Annotated in this window: 18 protein-coding genes; 12 read left to right on the plus strand and 6 right to left on the minus strand. The window is 61.0% G+C overall.

The features are described from left to right. Positions 1-27: 27 nt before the first annotated feature. The 3 genes from BM036_RS16305 to BM036_RS16315 are packed head-to-tail and all read right to left on the minus strand — an operon-like array spanning position 28 to position 1734. A complete protein-coding gene (locus tag BM036_RS16305; protein WP_143066630.1) occupies positions 28-408 on the minus strand; it encodes a hypothetical protein in 381 nt (126 codons plus the stop codon). A gap of 53 nt (positions 409-461) precedes the next feature. Next, on the minus strand, positions 462-1136 hold the full coding sequence (locus BM036_RS16310) for an anti-sigma factor family protein (protein ID WP_177186086.1): 675 nt from the start codon (positions 1134-1136) through the stop codon (positions 462-464). Positions 1137-1146: 10 nt separating this feature from the next. Further along, positions 1147-1734 carry an RNA polymerase sigma factor gene (locus BM036_RS16315; protein ID WP_245742695.1) on the minus strand — a complete coding sequence of 196 codons (588 nt, stop codon included), beginning with the start codon at positions 1732-1734 and terminating at the stop codon, positions 1147-1149. A 240-nt stretch (positions 1735-1974) separates the two neighbouring features. Between BM036_RS16315 and BM036_RS16320 the strand changes: the two genes are divergently transcribed. Further along, on the plus strand, positions 1975-2901 hold the full coding sequence (locus BM036_RS16320) for a DUF4382 domain-containing protein (RefSeq protein WP_091854324.1): 927 nt from the start codon (positions 1975-1977) through the stop codon (positions 2899-2901). A gap of 54 nt (positions 2902-2955) precedes the next feature. On the opposite strand, the gene BM036_RS16325 is transcribed toward BM036_RS16320, so the two are convergent. Together BM036_RS16325 and mrcB are read right to left on the minus strand one after the other, a co-directional pair. Then, the gene (locus tag BM036_RS16325) at positions 2956-3513 is read right to left on the minus strand and encodes a tetratricopeptide repeat protein (RefSeq protein WP_091854326.1); all 558 of its coding nucleotides are present in this window, start codon (positions 3511-3513) and stop codon (positions 2956-2958) included. Further along, positions 3510-5834, minus strand: a complete 2325-nt coding sequence (gene mrcB, locus BM036_RS16330; protein ID WP_091854328.1) for a penicillin-binding protein 1B — start codon at positions 5832-5834, stop codon at positions 3510-3512. Before mrcB ends, BM036_RS16325 begins: the two co-directional genes overlap by 4 nt. Before the next feature lie 108 nt (positions 5835-5942). Here mrcB and BM036_RS16335 point away from each other — a divergent pair, with 108 nt between their 5' ends. After that, positions 5943-7526, plus strand: coding sequence for a bifunctional aminoglycoside phosphotransferase/ATP-binding protein (locus BM036_RS16335; RefSeq protein WP_091854329.1), 1584 nt, complete (start codon positions 5943-5945; stop codon positions 7524-7526). Between the two features lie 31 nt (positions 7527-7557). Here the strand turns inward: BM036_RS16335 and sfsA are convergent, their stop codons facing one another. After that, the gene (gene sfsA, locus BM036_RS16340; protein WP_091854331.1) at positions 7558-8280 is read right to left on the minus strand and encodes a DNA/RNA nuclease SfsA; all 723 of its coding nucleotides are present in this window, start codon (positions 8278-8280) and stop codon (positions 7558-7560) included. 180 nt (positions 8281-8460) lie between these two features. Between sfsA and dksA the strand changes: the two genes are divergently transcribed. From dksA to pgi, 10 genes are all read left to right on the plus strand, one after another. Further along, positions 8461-8901: an RNA polymerase-binding protein DksA gene (gene dksA / locus BM036_RS16345; protein WP_091854333.1), complete on the plus strand. Its 441-nt coding sequence runs from the start codon at positions 8461-8463 to the stop codon at positions 8899-8901. A 49-nt stretch (positions 8902-8950) separates the two neighbouring features. Then, entirely contained in the window at positions 8951-9856 is a 906-nt protein-coding gene (gluQRS, locus tag BM036_RS16350) for a tRNA glutamyl-Q(34) synthetase GluQRS (RefSeq protein WP_091854334.1), read from the plus strand. Between the two features lie 62 nt (positions 9857-9918). Continuing rightward, entirely contained in the window at positions 9919-10095 is a 177-nt protein-coding gene (locus tag BM036_RS20110) for a hypothetical protein (protein WP_177186087.1), read from the plus strand. Next, complete coding sequence (locus BM036_RS16355; RefSeq protein WP_091854336.1) at positions 10085-13051, plus strand: sensor histidine kinase; 2967 nt, start codon at positions 10085-10087, stop codon at positions 13049-13051. The genes BM036_RS20110 and BM036_RS16355 overlap by 11 nt, the downstream gene beginning before the upstream one ends. Positions 13052-13059: 8 nt before the next feature. Further along, positions 13060-14460, plus strand: coding sequence for a sigma-54-dependent transcriptional regulator (locus BM036_RS16360; RefSeq protein ID WP_091854360.1), 1401 nt, complete (start codon positions 13060-13062; stop codon positions 14458-14460). Between the two features lie 851 nt (positions 14461-15311). After that, positions 15312-16691 carry a polynucleotide adenylyltransferase PcnB gene (gene pcnB, locus BM036_RS16365; RefSeq protein WP_091854338.1) on the plus strand — a complete coding sequence of 460 codons (1380 nt, stop codon included), beginning with the start codon at positions 15312-15314 and terminating at the stop codon, positions 16689-16691. After that, complete coding sequence (gene folK, locus BM036_RS16370) at positions 16688-17218, plus strand: 2-amino-4-hydroxy-6-hydroxymethyldihydropteridine diphosphokinase (protein ID WP_091854340.1); 531 nt, start codon at positions 16688-16690, stop codon at positions 17216-17218. The genes pcnB and folK overlap by 4 nt, the downstream gene beginning before the upstream one ends. 89 nt (positions 17219-17307) lie before the next feature. Continuing rightward, positions 17308-18099, plus strand: coding sequence for a 3-methyl-2-oxobutanoate hydroxymethyltransferase (gene panB / locus BM036_RS16375; protein ID WP_091854342.1), 792 nt, complete (start codon positions 17308-17310; stop codon positions 18097-18099). Next, positions 18099-18947, plus strand: coding sequence for a pantoate--beta-alanine ligase (gene panC / locus BM036_RS16380; RefSeq protein ID WP_091854344.1), 849 nt, complete (start codon positions 18099-18101; stop codon positions 18945-18947). The genes panB and panC overlap by 1 nt, the downstream gene beginning before the upstream one ends. A 20-nt stretch (positions 18948-18967) precedes the next feature. Then, the gene (gene pgi, locus BM036_RS16385; RefSeq protein WP_091854345.1) at positions 18968-20617 is read left to right on the plus strand and encodes a glucose-6-phosphate isomerase; all 1650 of its coding nucleotides are present in this window, start codon (positions 18968-18970) and stop codon (positions 20615-20617) included. Positions 20618-20623: the final 6 nt, after the last annotated feature.

The following is a 20623-nucleotide window of genomic DNA, read 5'->3' on the forward strand; positions in this document are numbered from 1 at the left end:
GCGTGCCAGCGAAAGACCCGGGACTGGTCAGGGGCGCCCGCCCGGTTCGCGACCAGAACCTGGCCGGTCGTCAGGCTGCATCCCTGGTGTGGGGCGATCAGTGCGCCCCCTGCCCGGAAAGTCGGCGGGCGGAAATTCAGGCGCGTTGCCACGGCCGACAGGGGATCGCTCCTCGCGCCGCCCCCTGGCCTCTTCGGAGATCTGACGCCCAAGCTCGCGCCCTTGCTCGCGGAGATCCTCCGTCCGACCCGGACGCCCTTCACTATTTTTCGGCAGGGCTCCGGCCGGCGGCTCGGGCAGCTGGAGTTCCTGAATGACCCGGTCCTTCAGCTCCGCATCGTCAACCACCATGCGCATGGTGACATCCAAGTCATCATTACCCTGGGCTAGCAGACTACCGGGGGCCACCAGACCAATCGTCGCCAGCGCGAAAGCGACGGACGGTGTCCGCAGAATCCTGCTCATGATGAAGGCCCCCGTTCTGATTCCTCTGACTTGCCGATGCTGGGTATAGCGGCACGAAATGTCCTGGTATTACGACCGTCATCCAGGCGGGCGACTATTTCGCCTGCCTCCGGGTAGGCAATGCGCAGTGGCAACGCAATCACGTTATCCCCGGGCTTCAGGTCTACCTGCCAGGTCAACGTCTGATGGCCGGGAAAACGGGCCAGCTCTACATGGGCCGGCAACTCCAGCGTAAGGCTGACATTGTCCAGCTCGGAGCCGGAAGTAAAGGCCAGCCTGACGGTCTGCTCACGCGGCACCGGGGGCACAGCTCGCTCATCGTCAGATGCCTGCCTCGGGGCGCCGGTCCACGTGCCCGTACCAAGCACGAGCCCCAACACCAGCGCCGCTGCCACGGCACTTCCCGCTACCGGGGCCAGCCAGCGACGGCGGGCATTCGGATGAGCACGCCCGGTGGCAGCTGCAAGCACCCGGGCCTCGAAATCCGCGGACGGCTCGGGCACACGAGCCTGGTTTGCGAGTTCGTCAGTAATGCACTGATGCCACCGTAAACGACGAGCACACAGGGGGCAGCCGGCCAGGTGACGCTCAAGGGCAAGTGCGTCGGCCGGAGCAATGGCGCCGGTCACGCACTGGTCAATCAACTCGTGGCTCTGCTGGCAGCTAGTCATTTCCATCACCTCATTTACCAACACGTCGGCCCTGCATAAAAGGTTCCAGTCCGGCCACCATGTTTTTCCTCAGACTGGCCCGGCAACGGTGCAGTCGTGACTTGACGGTACCCTCCGCGATACCCAGTACCTCCGCAATATCTTCCTGGCGCCAGCCGTCGACTTCGTGCAGCACCAGCAGTGTGCGCTGGTCCGGCGACAGGCTGTCCAGCGCGGTCGCCACTGCCTGTTGCAACCGCGTTATTTCCAGCTGCCCCTCCGGGTCGACACCACTGTCCACCAGGCTGTCCAGAAATTCACGGCTGGCGTCCTCAGACATGAGAGCGGAGGCAGGGCGATCGGCCTGACGACCGTGCTTGCGTGTCAGGTCAATGAAGTGGCGGTAGAGAACCTGGTTAAGCCAGGCACCCGGCCGTTCAACCGCATACAACTTCTCGGCCTGCGGGTACAGTTTTGTCAATACCTCCTGGACCAGGTCCTCCGCGTCTTCCCGTTGCCCCGTCAGTCGATAGGCAAACCGGTACATGCCATCGAGCCAGGGCCGGACAGAGTCTTCAAATTTTCGGGCCCGGGAACGTCGGAAGGGGATCAGCGCCACGATTACGACCTGTGGATGCGTGTTTGAACGCGCTTTATAACAGAAAAAAACACCCTGTGCGTTGACCACGACCGTCAGGGAGAATACTCGCACCTTGAACATCTTGTAATACAACCCGCTGGAACCCTGACCTCCATCAAAGCGTTATACCAACAGGTGCGCGGATTTTCCGGACCAGGAGCCCGCACTGCCATAGCCAACCAAGGGATACAAACCGGGTCCTTACCCGACGGAGGTTTCATGAAGTATGCGCTGATCAAGACTTTTGGTGTTACCGCACTGGCGGCGGCTGTTGCAGCCTGTGGTGGCGGCGACAGTAGCAGTGACTCCACGGCTTCAACCGGGTCGATGTCGGTCGGACTGACCGATGCACCCGTCGATGGCGTCAGCGAGGTCAATATCGTTGTGACCGGCCTTGTTCTTCAACCTGCTGATGGTGAAAGGGTTTCCTTAACACTGGAAGAACCCGCAAACCTCAATCTGCTGGACCTTCAAGGAGGCGCAGTGGAAGCCCTGGTCACTTCTGAAGATGTGCCGGCGGGAGATTATAGCTGGATGAGGCTGCAACTCGGCGAGCAGTCTGAGTTCAGTGTTCTGACCGATGAAGGCGGCGTGGAAAATCTCCGAGTTCCGTCCGGCGACCAGCGAGGCCTTCAAACATCCGGGTTCGTCGTGCCGGCAGGTGGAGAGGTAAGTTTCACCATCGACTTTGACGTACGCAAATCGCTGGTTTATCCACCCGGCCAGGATCAATACCTTCTGAAGCCTGTTCTGCGGTTGGTAGACAACAGTGAAGTAGGCACGCTGGTTGGCGAAGTGGACTACGCCACGCTGAATCAGGATGAGACGTTGGGCTGCAACTATGAGGGGGCCGTCTACGTTTATACGGGAACAGTCACCGAGGAAAACCTGACTGACCTGAACGTCACTTTGACCGGCGACGAAGCAGAAACCCAACCGCTGGTTGTTGTGCCGGTCAACCAGGACGGCGGGGACTCGCTCTACAGCTACATCGCTGCGTTCCTACCGGCAGGAGAATACACGGTCAGCTACAGTTGCCAGATTGACGACAATGAAGCGTCTGATGATCTTACCTTCGTCGGTACTCAGCAGGTAACTATTGAGGCCGGTGAAACCACCACCGCGGCAACCATTCCCAGCGATTAAGTCCAATCAGTAAGGCCTGATGTGACAGCCCCTGCCCCGCAGGGGCTTTTTCGTTTAGAGCTGACTGGCCCGCCGCTCAGCCTGCTCGGCACCGGCTACATTGCCCCGCTCGTGCCGGATACTGGCCAGCAGCTCCCAGCCGCTTTTCTGTAGTCGAGTGTTGGAACCGGCCAACGACAGCCCTTTCATGGTGAACTGTTCTGCGGTCCCCAGGTTGTTTGTACGGGCGTAGGCTTCGGCCAGCTTGAAGTAGACCTGGGCGGACCGTGGCGAGATTCGCTGAGCCCGTTCGAGCTGACTCAGGGCGGCTTCAGGCTGGCCATCGGCCATCAGGGCGTCGGCCCGTTCGATCAGGCTGACAGCGGCGGGGGACAGGTCATCCCCCTGCTCCTGGTAACCCGGCCCAGGCGCCCGTTCCCGGGTATCTTCTTCCGGCTGTTCTGACAGGCGCGGGGAATCACGCTGCTCCTCATCTTCCACCGTTGGCGGCTGGGGCGCCGGTTGTGGGCTACGGTCACCGCCCCCCGGGGGTGCATAGATATCCGATGCGCAGCCAGCAAGGCCCGCCGACAACACGCTCACAAGCAGAAAATTTCGAAATGTCTGACTCATTGGAACAACCCTTCAAACCAGCCACGCAGGCGTCGTGAGAAATCGCCGCCACAACCTTCGAAGGTTTGCGGCTCGCTTCCGACAATAAACGGTATCAAGCGGGCATTCTCGCAATGTTCATCGGTGAGCACACCCCTTTCGCTGTTTACCCAGTGATACTGTACGCCATCGGGGACCACCGGGGAAAAGCTGTGCTGGGGAATGGATGCCATAAAACGGGTCCAGATAGGCAGGGCGCCGGTGGCGCCGGTCAGTGAAGTCGGCCCGTTGTCGTCGCGCCCCACCCACGCCACCGCCAGCAGGTCGCCACTGAAGCCGGCAAACCAGCTGTCACGGCCATCGTCGGTGGTACCGGTTTTGCCCGCCAGCCCCAGGCTTTCCGGAATGGTCCGGTACGCCGAGCGCCCTGTACCCTCACGCATGACTTCCTGCATGGCGTACTGCACCAGGTGGACCGCAGCCGGGTCCGCGACCTGGTTGACCTCGAGCTGGTAACGACTCAGTGCTTCACCTTCTGCGTCGGTGACGTCACGTATGGTTCTCAGTGGCGCATTGAACCCGGAGGTTGCCAGGCCCTGATAGGCCTGGGCCACGGCCACCGGTTCCATGGTCACCGAACCCAACAGCATGGACGGATAACGGTTGATATCCGAGGTCACACCAAAGGCCTGCAGGGTTTCGGTTACCGCCGGCACACCGACGTCCAGCCCGACCCGCACGGTTGGCAGGTTCCATGACCGGGACAGCGCCTGGTGCAGTGGCACGTCGCCACGTTGTTTGTGGTCGAAGTTGCTGGGCTCCCAGCGCTGGCCGTTCTCGAATTCCAGCGCCAGCCCCGCGTCCTTCACCGGGGTGATGAGGGTATAGCGATCGGGCTGCGAAAGCGCTGTCAGGTATACAAAGGGCTTCACCAGGGATCCGATGGGGCGCCTCGCATCGAGGGCCCGGTTGAAGCCTGCAAACCCGGCATCACGCCCCCCCACAAGGGCGAGGACCTCGCCGCTGTCACGGGAGGTAACCACCATCGCGGCTTCCAGCCGGGTATTCGACGAACCCCGGTCAAGCTGATCCAGCGTCTGGGAAGTGACCCGTTCTGCCTGCTCCTGAATGGCAGGGTGCAGGGTGGTGAATATACGCAGACCTTCGGTCTGAAGGTCCTCCTGGCGGTAGTCACGGGCCAGGTGGCGGCGAACCAGGTCAATAAAGGCAGGATATCGATTCTCTGACCAGGAAGGACGGGCCGCCACGTCCAGCGGGGCTGACCGGGCCCTTTCGGCCGATGTCCGCTCCACCGCTCCGACTTCCACCAGCAGGTCGATTACCAGGTTCCGACGGGCTAACGCACGCTCCGGATGGCGTCGAGGGTCGTAGTAGCTTGGACCCTTGACCATGCCAACCAGCAATGCGGATTCATGCAACTCCAGGTCCTGGAACCGTTTGCGGAAATAGAACTGCGAGGCGAGGCCGAAGCCATTAATACTGCGGCTGCCCGCCTGTCCCAGGTAAACCTCATTGAGGTAGGTCTCCAGGATATCCCGCTTGTCGTAGTGCCACTCCAGTAACAGGGCCATCAAGGCCTCGTTGCCCTTGCGGATCAGGGTCTGGTCCCGGCTCAGGTAGAGGTTCTTGGCCAACTGCTGGGTCAGGGTGCTGCCACCCTGGACGACGCGGCCAGCCTTGATATTGGCAAGCATGGCGCGGGCGATCGACAGGGGTGCAATACCCAAGTGATCATAGAAATCCCTGTCTTCTGTAGTGAGCAGGGCTTCTTCGAATAACGGGGGCGCATCTTCCAGGCTGACCAGCACCCGGTCTTCCCGGTGGGCCGGGTAAATACCTCCGATCTCCGCCGGCTCCAGGCGAACAATGGGTGAGCTGCCACCCTCCAGGACCCTGAACCCGCTGACACGACCACCGGACACCGTAAGGGAGAGACGACGACGGGGCTCCTCGCCGTCGGCGAAGTCAAAGCCCCGGGTACTGATCAAGAACCGATTGCCGCTCTGCTGCCAGGTGCCCGGGCGGCTCCCGTCGCCACTTCGGTAACCGGCCAGTTCCAGCTCCTGACCTAAGGCATCCGCACTGAGTGCCGCGCCATCATAGAGCTCCAGCGGCCTGGCATAGACCCGTGAGGGCACCTCGAAACGCCGCCCCTCGAAACGGGAGGTGACAAGGGCGTCCAGGTAGACCATCCAGCCGGCCAGCAGCACCAGCATGACAAGGCCCAGCCGCCAGCCCAACGACCACAAACGCTGCCGGAAGGTGGGGCGGGACTTGCGGGGTTGGCTTTTCTTTCTCTTGGCGGGTGATTTCTTTGGCATTCGCGGATTATAACCAAACCGTACCCTCAGGCGTCATCGGCCCCGTATGTTATTTGTGTAATGTGCCCGCTATCATAGTGCAGCCCTCAAACGACCAAGGAGCACACCGTGAGCGACGCCCCGGCGACCAACCTGATCGAGAACCTGCAGGACCCGGCCCTTTACGACCACCCGGTCGACAGCTTCCAGGTACTGGAAACCCATATCTCTCAGGTCGTCCTCACCGGTGACTACGCCTACAAGATCAAGAAGCCCATGGATTTCGGCTTCCTGGATTTCTCCACCCTGGAAAAGCGGCGGCACTTCTGTGAAGAGGAGGTGCGCCTCAACCAGCGCCTGGCGCCTTCAATCTACCTGGACGTCGTTCCCATTACCGGCAGCCCGGAGCAACCTGCGCTGAACGGAGCCGGGGAGCCGTTCGAATACGCTATCCGCATGCGACAGTTCCGGCAGGACCAGCTGTTTAATGGACTGCAGGAACGAGGACAGCTGTCCCCGGAGCGGCTGAGTGAGCTGGCAGAGCAGGTTGCCCGGTTCCACGACACCTTGCCGCCCGTACCTGAGGAAAAACCGCTGGGCACGCCGGCGGCCGTGTTTGCCGCGATGCAGGAAAACTTTGACCAGATTCGCCCACTGCTGGGTAGCGACCAGGTACTGGAAGACCAACTCACCGCGCTTGAAGACTGGACCCGCAGTACCTTCGAGCGCCAGCAGGACGTCATCGCCCGGCGCAGGGCCGACGGCTACGTGCGCGAGTGCCACGGCGATCTGCACCTGGCCAATATCACGGTCTACCAGGAGAAGGTTACCGTCTTTGACTGTATCGAGTTCAGCGAACCTTTCCGCTGGATCGATGTAATCAATGACCTGGCATTCCTGCTGATGGACCTGGAGTCCCGCCGTGAATTTGCCCTCGCCAGCCATACCCTGAACGCCTACCTGGAATGGCGTGGCGACTTTGATGGCATTGAGCTGCTTCCGCTGTACAAAGCCTATCGCGCCATGGTGAGGGCAAAGATCGCGCTGTTCACGCGGGGCAACCCCGGGCTGTCAGAAGCAGAAAAGGAAGCCCTGCTGCAGAAATATCGTGACTACGCCAACCTGGCCGAGCAGTACACAGGAATCCCCAACCCCTACCTGCTGGCGACCACCGGGCTGTCAGCCAGCGGCAAATCCACCGTCAGCCATGCCCTGGCCAGCGAGCTCGGACTGATCCGCCTGCGCTCCGACGTGGAACGCAAGCGCCTGGCTGGCCTTGGTCCGCTGGACAGCTCCGGCTCCAGCATTGGCGAGGAGCTTTACAGTGAAGAGAACAACCGCAAGACCTACCATCGCCTGGCGGACCTTTCCAGGCAATTATTGCAGGCTGGCTTTGGCGTGATCGTGGATGCCGCCTGCCTGCGGGAAAACGAGCGGGAGCTGCTGGATTCGGTGGCAGAAAACCTGGCCCTGCCATTCGCCCTCATCCACTGCGAAGCGCCGGAAGCAACTCGCCGGGAGTGGATCCGGGCCCGCAAGGGCGACGCGTCAGAAGCTGACGAAACCCTGTTGGAACAGCAGAGGCAGTGGGAAGAACCCCTCTCTGAGGTGGAGAAAACCCACACCGTCCACATTCATACCGACGAAGCGCTGGCGGCGGGAGAGTTGGCCCACCGTATCAGGGCCCACTTCGGGATGAACCCGGAAGGCTGAGCCTTCTGCCGCTAACATCGACTTCGACCTGTCACAAAACCACCGGCAGCTCCCGCACCAGGGTCAGGCTGCCGGATGGGCCGTCCGGCCCCGCAAGGTCGGCCTGCCAGGCGATCAACTCCACCCCCGCCCCGGCGGCCTTGCGCAACAGATCACCATAGGCAGGATCAATATGGTCCGCCGGCCTGACTTCGCGGGCCCCAGTGTGATTCACGCAGAACAGCAGCACGGCCCGGTCACCGGCACTCACCATTTCCATCAGTTCGCGCAGGTGCTTCTGACCCCGCAAGGTGACCGCATCCGGGAAGCAGGCAACGCCCCCCTCGCACAGAGTGACATTCTTCACCTCCACCCAGGCGTCCGGCTGCACGGGATGGCCCGACAGGTGCAGGTCGATGCGACTGTTTTCAGAACCATAACGGACCTCTGCCCGCACCAGGGAATAGTTTGCCAGGGAGGGTATCCGACCGGCTTCAATCGCGTCCCTCGCCTGGGCATTGGGACGCCCGGTATTCACGCAGGCCAACACCCCCGGCCCGGTCTCGACCAGCTCCCAGGTATAACGCAGCTTGCGTTTCGGGTTGGTGGCCGGGCTCAACCACACCCGGGCATCATCCGGCTGACACCCCAGCATCGAGCCGGTATTGGGGCAATGGGCGGTCACGATCTCGCCATTGGCCAGCCGTACATCGGCAAGGAAGCGCTTGTAGCGTTTGACCAGGCGTCCTTCGATCAGGTTTTCCGGAAATTCCATGACGTCTCCAGGGGCAGTTGGTAGGCTGAACAGGGATCACACAACAAGGCTGGCGCCCCCGCAACAGATCTGCTATTTTCCGCAGATTCCTGGGGAGCCGCGAAGCTCCTGATGCAGGCGGGCGCAGGACAGCACGGAAAAGCTGCGTCCTTTTGGAGTATCAATAAGAGGCCGGGTTACATGGCAAATACCGCAGAAAAAGCACGCGAGCGCTTTACCAACTTCACCCCTTACGAAGCCAAAAAGGGTGAAGAATACATGAGCCCAGAGATGCTGCAACACTTCCGCGAACTGCTCATGCAGTGGCGCCAGGAGCTCATGGAGGAAGTGGACCGCACGATGCATCACATGCAGGAAGATGCAGCCAACTACGCCGACCCGAGCGATCGCGCGTCCCAGGAGGAAGAATTCTCCCTGGAACTGCGTACCCGTGACCGGGAGCGAAAGCTGATCAAGAAGATCGACAAGACCATCGACCGCATCGACAAGGACGATTACGGCTTCTGTGACCAGTGTGGCGTGGAAATCGGCATCCGCAGACTGGAAGCACGACCAACCGCTACCCTGTGCATCGACTGCAAGACCCTGGCGGAAATCCGCGAGCGCCAGACCGGCATCTAACCGGCAACGGGTCCGGGCGCGGGGGTAAGCCCCGCGCGACAAGGTTTCCATGACCTCCCCATCCTACCGCGGGCGATTTGCCCCTTCCCCGACTGGCCCCCTGCACTTTGGCTCACTCGTAACTGCCCTCGCCAGTTACCTGGAAGCCAAAACCCGACAGGGCCAGTGGTTGGTGCGCATCGAAGACCTGGACCCGTTGAGGGAAAGCCCCCAGGCGGCCGACCTGATCCGACTAAGCCTGGATACTCACCGGCTGTTCCCCGATGGCAATGTGCGCTGGCAATCATCCCGGCTGGAGGTGTACCGGCACCATGCCGAGCAACTCGTCGGACAGGGCCGCGCCTATTACTGCGCCTGCTCACGCAAAGAACTGGCCGCCAATGGTGGTCGTCATCCCGGGCGCTGCCGCGAAGGCGGATCCCGGACGCACGGCCGACCGATTGCCATCCGCTTTGCCTTGCAGGATGAGGATGCTTACTGGCAGGACCGAATTCTGGGCGAGCAGCATCAGTTGGTACGGGCGGAAGTGGACGATCCGGTAATCATCCGCAAGGAGGGTTTCGTGGCCTACCAGCTGGCGGTGGTTGTGGATGATATCGATCAGGGAATTACCGAGGTTGTGAGGGGTTCGGACCTCCTGGAGACCACTGCCCAACAGCGACAGATCTGCCTGGCACTGGGTGGGACACCGCCCGCCTGGGCCCATATCCCGGTTGTCCTGAACAACCAGGGGCAGAAACTGAGCAAGCAGAACCACGCCCCGGCACTGGACGACAGACAGCCTGGCCTGAACCTGTGGCGGGCACTGAATATCCTGGGCCAGCAGCCACCAACAGCTCTTGCTACGGCTGATCCGCAAACCGTGCTCGACTGGGCCCTCGAAAACTGGTCGATGACAGACATCCCCCAACGTAGTACCTGTGACACGGCTGCAGTCTCCCCGGAGGGAGTCTGACCTGACAGCCGTACCCCCGCCGTGGTATAACCCCCGAAATCGACGGCCCGGATAAACACCCGATGTATATCTATCGCCTGGTTTTTCTTCTGGTTCTGGCTGTTTACATCTTTTCACCCAATATCCTGGACTGGTGGGTTTCACCAGGCAATGCCTGGTATTCCCCCTACCTGCTCTGGAGCAGCCTGATCGCCGTCGGCGTCTGGCTGGAATGGCGACGGGACCCCAATGAGTTTTAGCCTGCCGGTTCTACTGGTTATCAGCCTGGGTTACCTTCTGATACTTTTTGGCATTGCCCATGCCACCGAGAAGGGCCAGCTGCCCGGTCGCTGGGTCCGACACCCGTTGGTCTATACTCTCAGCCTTGGCGTCTACGCGGGCACCTGGGCCGTGTTCGGTGCGGTCGGGGTGGCCGCCGAATACGGCTATGGCTTCCTGGCCTACTATCTGGGCATCAGCGGCGCCTTCCTGCTGGCGCCGGTATTGCTCAATCCCATCATGCGTATCAGCCGCGCTTACCAGCTCACCTCACTGGCGGACCTGTTCGCCTTCCGCTATCGCAGCCAGTGGGCCGGCACCCTGGTGACCCTGATCACAGGTATTGCGCTGATGGCGCTCCTGAGCATGCAGATCAAGGCCGTGGCAGGCAGTGCGAGCCTGCTCGCACCCGATACTTCGCCCCACGCCATAAGCACCCTTTTCAGCATTATCGTGGTTCTGTTTGCCATGCTCTTCGGGGCCCGCCGGGACCAGACTTCCGGCAGCCATCAGGGGTTGGTGGTTGCCATAGCCTTTGACTCACTGGTCAAGCTCGGCGCCATGCTACTGCTCGGGGCCACTATCCTGGTCTCGGTGTTTGATGGCTTCGCGGGACTGGAAGACTGGCTGGCCATGCCGGGCTCAGGTGTAAGCGCCCTCAGCCTGAGTATTGACGATGGCAGCTGGCGGGCACTGATGTTGATGTCCTTCGCGGGGGCCCTGGTGCTGCCCCATATGTACCATATGATTTTCAGCGAGAACCCTAGCCCACGCTCACTGTCCCGGGCCAGCTGGGGGCTACCGCTATACCTGTTACTGCTGGGTTTGCCGGTGCCCCTGATCCTGTGGGGCGGCATGGCCATGCCCGTCGGCGACCAGCCGGCTTTCTACGCAGTGACTATCCCGCAGGCACTGGGGAGCCCCTGGTTGACCGTACTGATGTATGTCGCGGGGCTGTCAGCTGCCAGCGGCCTGATGATCGTAAGTACCCTGGCCCTGGCAGGCATGGTGCTCAACCACATAGTCCTGCCCCTGCGAACGCCGAGGGACCAGTCCGATATCTACCGGTGGCTGCGCTGGACCAAGCGGATCCTTATTGCCGTCATCATTTTCACCGCCCTGATTTTCAATGAAGCCATGGGCCGCAACCTGAACCTGTCTACCCTGGGCATCCTGGCCCTTTCGGGCATGCTGCAGCTATTGCCCGGGGCGCTGGGCGTCATCTACTGGCCGGAGGGCAACCGCAAGGGGCTCGTGAGCGGGCTGCTCGCAGGGATGATCCTGTGGGCACTGACACTGGTGTTACCCCTGTCCCATGCGACCGCCCCCCTGACCTGGGTATCCGCGCTGCCTATAACACCGGAATACGACAACTGGCACATTTTTACGTTTATCAGCCTGGGCGTGAACATCGTAATCTTTACCCTGGTGTCCATTCTCAGCCCCACCAGCCCGGAAGAGGCCAGTGCGGCCCAGGCCTGCTCCCTGGGCGCCCTTTCCCGCCCACAGCGACGGGAACTGATTGCAACCTCCTCGTCGGACTTTGTCCGCCAACTGGCCGAACCCCTGGGCTTTAACGTTGCCAAGCGGGAAGTGGTCCGTGCCCTGGAACAACTGGACCTGCCCCCCGTGGAGTACCGCCCCTACCAGCTGAGGCGACTGCGGGATCAGATCGAGATCAACCTGTCCGGCCTGATGGGCCCCTCGGTAGCCCAGGACCTGGTGCAGCGTCATCTCAGCTTCAAGCCCATGGCCAGCAGTCGTACCGCCCAGGACATCCAGTATGTAGAGCGGGCTCTGGGTGAGTACGAGAACCGCCTCACCGGGCTTGCCGGTGAACTGGACAACTTACGCCGGCACTACCGCCAGACTTTACAGAACCTGCCCATTCCCGCCTGCTCTGTGGGCGACGATGGCGAGATCCTGATGTGGAACCAGGCCATGGCAGAGCTGACCGGCATCACCGCCGATGAAGTAGTGGGCGCCCGACTACTGGCCCTACCTCCCCACTGGCGGGACCTGCTCGACGAGTTTGTCCACGGGCCTGACCTGCGTCGTTACAAACACCGCCTGGACCTCAAGGGCCGCCCCCATTGGCTGAACCTTCATAAAGCAGCACTGGCTGGCCCTGATCACCCGGAGGGCGGCAGCATCATCCTGGTGGAAGACCAGACCGAGACCCGCCTGCTGGAAGACGAGCTGATGCACAGCGAACGCCTGGCCTCAGTGGGTCGGCTGGCAGCAGGCGTCGCCCACGAGGTAGGCAACCCGGTGACCGGTATTTCCTCGCTGGCCCAGAACCTGAAACTGGAAACCGACAACCCGGACATCCTGGAAACTGCCGATCAGATACAGCAGCAGACCCGGCGCATTTCCAATATCCTGCAGTCGCTGATGAACTTTGCTCGCACCGGCAACCATGCCCAGGCCAACCGCTATGAGCCGGTACAGATACGCCGGTGTGTTGACGAATCCATCAACCTGCTTTCGCTGAGTGACAAGGGCCGCGGACTTGATTACCTGAATGAATGCCCCGGCGACCTGATGGTACTGGGTGACGAACAGCGGCTGGTCCAGGTCTTCGTCAACCTTCTGGCCAACGCCCGGGACGCCTCCCCGGAGGGAGGGCATATCCGGGTCGGTGGATTCCGGGATGAATACTCCGCTATCATCGAGGTCGCCGATGAGGGCACAGGCATACCCCCGGATCAGCTCGATCATATCTTCGAGCCCTTCTACACCACCAAGAGCGCAAGCCAGGGTACGGGCCTCGGACTTTCGCTGGTGTACAGCATCGTTGAGGAACACTACGGCACCATCAATGTGGAAAGCCCCGCCGACAAATCCCGTGGGCGTGGTACGCTGGTGCGCGTGAAACTTCCGGCCTACGAGGCCGACAGCGACGAGGGCCCGGAAGGGGAAAATCAAGGGTCATGACAGAAAACATGCATCGCATACTGATCGTAGAAGATGAAGAGATTATCCGTGCAGCCCTGCGCAAGCTGCTGCAACACAACGGCTATGAAGTGTCGGTGGCAGAGTCCGCAGAGGCTGCGACCGGAGACTATGACCTGTCTTCCTTTGACCTGATCATCTCCGACCTGCGGCTGCCCGGTGAGGCCGGTACCAGCCTGATTGGCCAGGCTCCGGGCGTTCCGGTACTTATCATGACCAGCTACGCATCGCTGCGCTCCGCCGTGGATTCCATGAAAAAGGGAGCCGTAGAGTACATCGCCAAGCCGTTTGACCATGATGAAATGCTCGGCGCCGTAGAAAGCATACTCGCGCAGCACCCGGGCAGCGGTACCGCCCAGGCCCAGGAAGCCGATGAGGCCGCTGACAGCGAGAGTGACCCGGCCCAGATCATGTTCGGTCAGTGCGATGCCATGCAACAGGTGTTCACGCTGATACGCAAGGTTGCGCCCACCGAGACCACCGTACTGATCCAGGGCGAGTCAGGCACCGGCAAGGAGCTGGCGGCCCGGGCCCTTCACCTGCTCTCACCCAGGGCCAGCAAACCGCTGATTTCCGTGAACTGCGCGGCGATTCCCGAAAGCCTGATCGAGTCCGAACTCTTTGGGCACGAAAAGGGCGCCTTTACCGGAGCGGTATCCGGTCGAACCGGTCTGATCGAAGCTGCCGATGGCGGCAGTCTGTTCCTGGATGAAATTGGGGAGCTGCCCCCCGAGGCCCAGGCACGGCTTCTGAGGGTTCTGCAGGAAGGCGAAATACGCAAAGTGGGGTCCACCCAGAGTCGCAAGGTGAGTGTGCGCATGATTGCCGCCACCCACCGCAACCTGAAGGCCATGACCCGCACCGGCGAATTCCGGGAAGACCTTTACTACCGCCTCAACGTCATGCAGGTACGTATTCCGCCCCTGCGTGAACGCAGGGGCGATATCCTGGGACTGGCCAGCCGCTTCCTTGCCCGACAGGCAGAGCGCATGGGCAAGCCCGCGCTCAGCCTTAGCCCGGAAGCCATGAAAGCCCTGGAGCGACATCGCTGGCCGGGTAACGTAAGGGAACTGGAGAACGCCATCGAGCGAGCCTCGATTCTGGCCGACGGCGACCTCATCACTCCGGCGCAACTCGACCTCGAAATGGAAACCGGCGAGGACTACGCCATTCCCAGTAGCCTCGTGGAGGGGGACAATGAACAGAAGCCACCGCCCTCCCGGGAATCTGACGCTGGCAGCGACTTGTCACTGGAAGACTACTTCCAGCATTTCGTGCTGGAAAACCAGGACCGCATGAGCGAAACCGAACTGGCCCAGAAACTCGGCATCAGTCGCAAGTCGCTGTGGGAGCGCCGGCAACGCCTTGGTATTCCCCGCAAGAAGGGCTGACGCCCCTCCAGCCGCCTTCCCCATTTACTGCCCCCCGATTCCCGGCCCTGATAGCCTCCACACGTCACCCACCCGGTAACATTCGCCCGTTACCGGTGTTACCGGCGTGGTAACAGTGGCGGTAACACGTGGGGTGTTACCCGGTGTTACCGCACGAAACACGACATAATGGAAAACCGAGACATGAGTAACACTAAGGGCGCGGTTTTTATTCCCAAATCCCATTAAAAAAATTCAAGTTGCTGTTAATAAAGGTTTTTCAAAAAGTGGCACGGGCACTGCAATACTCCAAGCGCACAACAACAAAAACAATGTGACAAAGCAGCGCCACAACAAGAACAAAAAGCTGCAGGAAAAGCGCCCGGTAACAAAAACAAGAACAGGGCGTGAGCGAACTGAGTGTTTTGGGTGCTGAGCTTTTTAGTGGTGCCTTGGCTTGCGAGGGCCGCAGTTGTAGATAAGAAGCGTCTTCCAGACGTCCACTGCCACTGCTACCGGCCATCGCGTAGTCACTACCGCTCTCTGTATTCAAAGCGTTCCGTTTGCAGAATTGACTGCCTCAAAGTGAGGCTCAAGCAGGCAACTGGCCTGCCAACAATAAAAATTGCAAAAACAACAACAATGCAGATCGTCTACTCTTCCCGGGCGGGTTCGCAACAGCGTTCCCGCCTTTTGATTTTCTGGCTCCCGGTTTTTCGATCCCCAGGCCGGCATGGGCAAATCCTGCACAAACCGTTAAACTCTCCCTCCTGCCCGTACCGTGCGTCACCTTACACGACGCCATCGCTGGCAACGTCAAATCACGGCCGGCCCCGGATCCGGGCCGCGGCCAAAGCAGTCCATGGATTTCAATGCTGAAAAACATACAGAAAAGAGTACGCGCCCTGTTTCCTTCCAGGCCTTCCCCTGAGCCGGTCTACCAGCGCCGGGAAATCCCCCGTGACCAGCACAACGTGTCACGGTCGATGATCAGCGAGCCTGCAAAGAAAGTCCTCAACCGGCTCAATAATGCCGGTTACGAAGCCTACCTGGTGGGAGGCGGGGTACGGGATATCCTGCTGGGAGAACGCCCCAAGGACTTTGACATTGCTACCGACGCAACACCGGAAGAGGTGCACGAGCTGTTCCGCAACTCACGCCTGATCGGACGCCGGTTCCGCATTGTGCATGTCCTCTTCGGCCGGGAAGTGATCGAAGTCACCACCTTCCGTGGTAACGCCGGTAACAGTGAAGAGAATGACGAGGAAGACGACGACCGCAAGACCAGTGAACACGGCTTGCTGCTGCGGGATAACGTCTACGGAAATCAGGAAGAAGATGCCCTGCGCCGCGACTTCACCGTCAACGCCCTCTACTACTGCATTCGCGATTTCACGGTCGTCGACTATGCCGGCGGCGTGGAAGACCTTCAGAACCGCCAGCTAAGACTGATTGGTAATCCGGAAACCCGATACCGCGAAGACCCGGTTCGCATGCTTCGGGCGGTCCGCTTCGCGGCCAAACTTGGATTCACTATTGAGCCGGTCACCGAGGCACCGATCCACGAACTGGCGCCCCTGCTGACCCATATCCCGCCAGCGCGGTTGTTCGAGGAAGTGCTCAAGCTGTTTTCCGCCGGCTATGGGGAGGCCACCTGGTACCTGCTGAAACAGTATGGCCTGCTGGATCCGCTGTTTCCGGAAACCATGAAGGCCATTGCCGACGGCCAGCCGGATGAGCTGATCGTCCGCGCCCTGCAGAATACCGACGCCCGCATCCACCAGGGCAAGTCAGTCACCCCCTACTTCATGTATGCCGCACTGCTCTGGCCAGCACTGCAAGCTGAATGGCAGCGTCGCCAGGATAACGGCGAACCGGTACAACAGGCATTACACCAGTCTATTGGCAAGGTCATTGGCCGGCAGGTCCAGGCGACATCCATTCCCAAGCGATTCTCCGGCCCCATGAAGGAAATCTGGGAATTGCAGATGCGCCTGCCCCGCCGTCAGGGCAAACGCGCCTATGGCGTCATGGAGCACCCACGCTTCCGTGCCGCCTATGACTTCCTGCTGGTCCGGGAAGCCGCAGGCGAGGTTGAACCGGGCCTGGGTCAATGGTGGACGGATTTCCAGGCAACGGACGACCGCGGTCGAGAGCAGATGCTCACCCAACTGGGCCAGCAGGGCCCCCGCAAGCGTAAGCGCCGCCGCAAGCCTGCAAGTCCCTCTTCAGCAAAGAGCGGTAATTCGTGAGCAAAAGGGTTCACGCCTGGATCGGCCTGGGCAGCAATCTGGAGGACCCATTAGAGCAACTGGCCCGGGCCGTCACTGGTCTGGCGACGCTGCCGGACACCACCCTGTTAGGCCAATCTGCATTCTATCGCAGCCGACCGGTGGGCCCGCAGGACCAGCCCGATTTCATCAACGCCGTGGTACTACTGGAAACCGCGCTGTCACCAGAGACCCTACTCGACCACCTGCAGCAACTGGAACAGGCTCATGGCAGGGTCAGGCTCCGTCGCTGGGGGCCTCGTACGCTGGACCTCGACCTGTTGCTATATGGCAGCGAGACAATCAGCACGCCAAGGCTGACGGTGCCACACCCGCGCCTGGCAGAACGGGACTTTGTGCTGCGACCCATGCTGGATATCGACCCGAAGGCAGCCTTGCCGGACGGTCGCACCTGCCGGGGACTGCTTGCACAATGCACCGATAACGACCTGAAACGACTCGAGCCCCCGATCACTACCGGCCTTGCCACACCACCTCCCTCGCATTAACCTTGACAGCAATCCTGCATGTCCGGAGCGGCTGCACGCAATCCTGCTGACAGCCCCGGTCCATCCATCACAGCAAAGGCATCAGTGTTATGGCGGTAACCATCAATACCCTTCGTGACTATAAGGAAAAAGGTGAGGCCTTCGCCGTCCTCACGGCCTATGACGCTGCATTCGCCCAGGTGGTCAGCGAAGCAGGCGTGGACGCCATCCTTATTGGCGACTCCCTTGGCATGGTTCTCCAGGGTAACGACAGCACCCTTCCAGTCACCCTGGAAGAAATGTGTTACCACACTCGCTGCGTGGCCGCAGGCAACCGTGGCGCACTGATCATGGCTGACATGCCCTTCATGACATACGGCACCATCCCCGATGCCCTGGATAACGCGGCAGAACTGATGAGGGCCGGGGCCCATATGGTCAAGCTTGAAGGTACCGACTGGATGAAGGACACCATCAGTGCCCTCAGTGAGCGGGGTGTTCCGGTTTGCGCCCACCTGGGCCTGACCCCCCAGTTCGTCAACAAGTTTGGCGGTTACAAGGTTCAGGGCCGTGACGAAAAACAGGCAGAGCTGATGATCGAGCACGCCAGTGACCTGGTCGCTGCCGGCGCAGATGTCATCCTTCTGGAGTGCGTACCGGCCCCCCTGGCCGCCCGTATTACCCAGGCCGTGCAGGCACCCGTGATCGGCATCGGCGCCGGCAAGGACACCGACGGCCAGGTACTGGTCCTCCACGATATGCTGGGAATCCCCGAAGGCCGCAAGGCAAAGTTCGTAAAGAACTTCCTTGAAGAAGGCGGCAGCATTCCCGGCGCCATCAAGTCCTACGTACAGGCGGTTCGTGACCGCACCTTCCCCGGCGAGGAGCATACGTTCAAGTAATGCGTACCGTACACACTCTCAAGGAGCTGCGAGCCATCATCCGCAGCTATCGCACCCAGGGTAAGCGGGTGGGCCTGGTGCCCACCATGGGCAATCTGCACGAGGGCCACCTTGCGCTGGTTCGCAGGGCACATGAAGCCGCCGATGTTGTGGTTACCAGCATCTTCGTAAACCCGATGCAGTTCGGTGCCGGCGAAGACCTGGACGCCTACCCCCGTACCCTGGCTGATGACCAGCGCAAGCTGGAGGCAGAAGGCAATACCCTGCTGTTTGCGCCGCCGATCAGTGAAGTCTATCCCGACGGCCTTGCCCGCCAGACCCGCGTCATCGTCCCCGAAGTGAGCGAAGGCCACTGCGGAGCCAGCCGGCCCGGCCACTTCGAAGGCGTCGCCACGGTAGTGTCCATGCTGTTCAATATGGTCCAGCCCGACGTCGCCGTGTTCGGTGAAAAGGACTATCAGCAGCTGGCGGTCATCCGCAAGATGGTCCGTGACCTGTTCATCCCGGTGGACGTCATCGGCCTGCCCACGATCCGTGATGAGGACGGCCTGGCCATGAGCTCCCGCAATGGCTACCTGTCAGCAGCGGAGCGGAAGAAGGCACCTGCCTTGCACCGGCTGCTTTCGGAAACCGGCGCTGCGTTGCTTGGCGGCAGCGATGACTATGCCGGGCTGGAAACAGCCGCCAGGGAGGCCCTGACCGCGGAGGGTTTCCGCCCCGACTATTTCAATATCGTTAACAGCCTTACCCTGAAACCGGCTTCACCCGGAGACCGCCAGCTCACCCTGCTGGCGGCTGCATTCCTGGGAACAACCCGATTGATTGATAACCTCTCAATCGAACGCTAAACCCAAAGAAAGGATGCAAGATGGTACAGGTACGTTCCCCCCTGACCCGGACACCGGAATGGCACGCCCTGCGTGAACACCAGGCCCGACTGGACAAGGTGCACATGCGCACGCTGTTCCGGGACGACCCGGAGCGTTTCCATCGCTTTTCCCTGACCGCTGCAGGACTGCAGCTGGACTATTCGAAGAATCGCATCGATCGCTCCACGCCAGACCTGCTGGCCGCCCTGGCGAAGACCTGTCGGCTCCCGGAAGCCCGAGAGGCCATGTTTAACGGCGATACCATCAATAACACCGAGCACCGACCCGCCCTGCATACTGCCCTGCGAGCAACCCCTGACCAGGATATCCGGGTGGACGGGATCAATATTGTGCCGGAAGTCCAGGCCACCCTGGAGCAGATGGAGGCTTTCGTGGCACAGGTGCACGGCGGCGAGCGTACCGGCTACCGGGGTGACCCCCTGACCGATGTGGTCTCCATTGGCATCGGCGGCTCCTACCTTGGTCCGCGTATGATGACCGAGGCACTGAAACCCTATAGCCGTGAAGGCATCCATTGCCACTACATCGCCAATATCGACGGCACTGATATCAGTGAAGTCCTGGCAAAGGTACGTCCAGAGAGCACCCTGTTCCTGGTGCAGTCCAAGTCCTTCGGCACCCAGGAAACGCTGGAGAACAGCAAGCTCGCACGTCAGTGGTTGCTGGATGCCGGCGCCACCGAGGCGGACCTCGCCCGGCACTTTGTGGCGGTTACCGCCAATGCCGACGCGGCCCGACACTTTGGCATCGCGCCTGAGGCCGTGTTCCCCATGTGGGACTGGGTAGGTGGTCGCTATTCCCTGTGGTCCGCCATTGGCCTGCCCATCGCACTGACCCTGGGCATGGACAACTTCCGCCGTATACTCGACGGCGCCCGGGCCATGGATACGCATTTCCGGGAAGCGCCACTGCAGGAAAACATGCCTGTGGTGATGGCCATGCTGGGCGTCTGGTACGTCAATTTCTGGGACGCCGACACCCACGCTATCCTCACCTACGACGAATATCTGAAGGAACTCCCCGCCCATCTCCAGCAGCTGGACATGGAGAGCAATGGCAAGCGGGTCGATCGCACTGGTGAGCCGGTGGACTACCGCACCGGGCCAGTAATCTGGGGAGGCGTCGGGGCCAATGGCCAGCACGCCTATCATCAACTGCTGCATCAGGGCACGGTGCTCTCTCCGGCGGACTTCATTATCCCCCTGACAAGCCACAATCCGGTCGCCAACCATCACGCCACCCTGTTCGCCAACTGCCTGGCCCAGACCCAGGCACTGATGCAGGGCAAGACAGAGGCTGAAGCCCGCAGCGAACTGACAGCCCAGGGACTGTCGGCAGATGAAGTGGACCGGCTGGCACCCCACAAGGTGATTCCCGGGAACAAGCCGTCCAATACCCTCGTGTTCGAGAAGGCCACACCGGAGGTGCTCGGAGCGCTGGTTGCGCTCTACGAGCACCGCACCTTTGTCCAGGGGGTGGTCTGGAACCTGAACTCATTCGATCAGTGGGGTGTGGAGCTGGGCAAACAGCTGGGCAAGCCCATCCTGCAACAACTTGGTGAAGGTATTCGCTACGAGGAGCTGGACAGCTCCACGGCAGGCCTGATGCGATTATTCCGGGGCGAGTAGCCTGGG

Origin of the sequence: Marinobacter segnicrescens, assembly GCF_900111555.1 — a bacterium.
In the GTDB taxonomy this organism is placed as follows: Bacteria; Pseudomonadota; Gammaproteobacteria; order Pseudomonadales; family Oleiphilaceae; genus Marinobacter; species Marinobacter segnicrescens.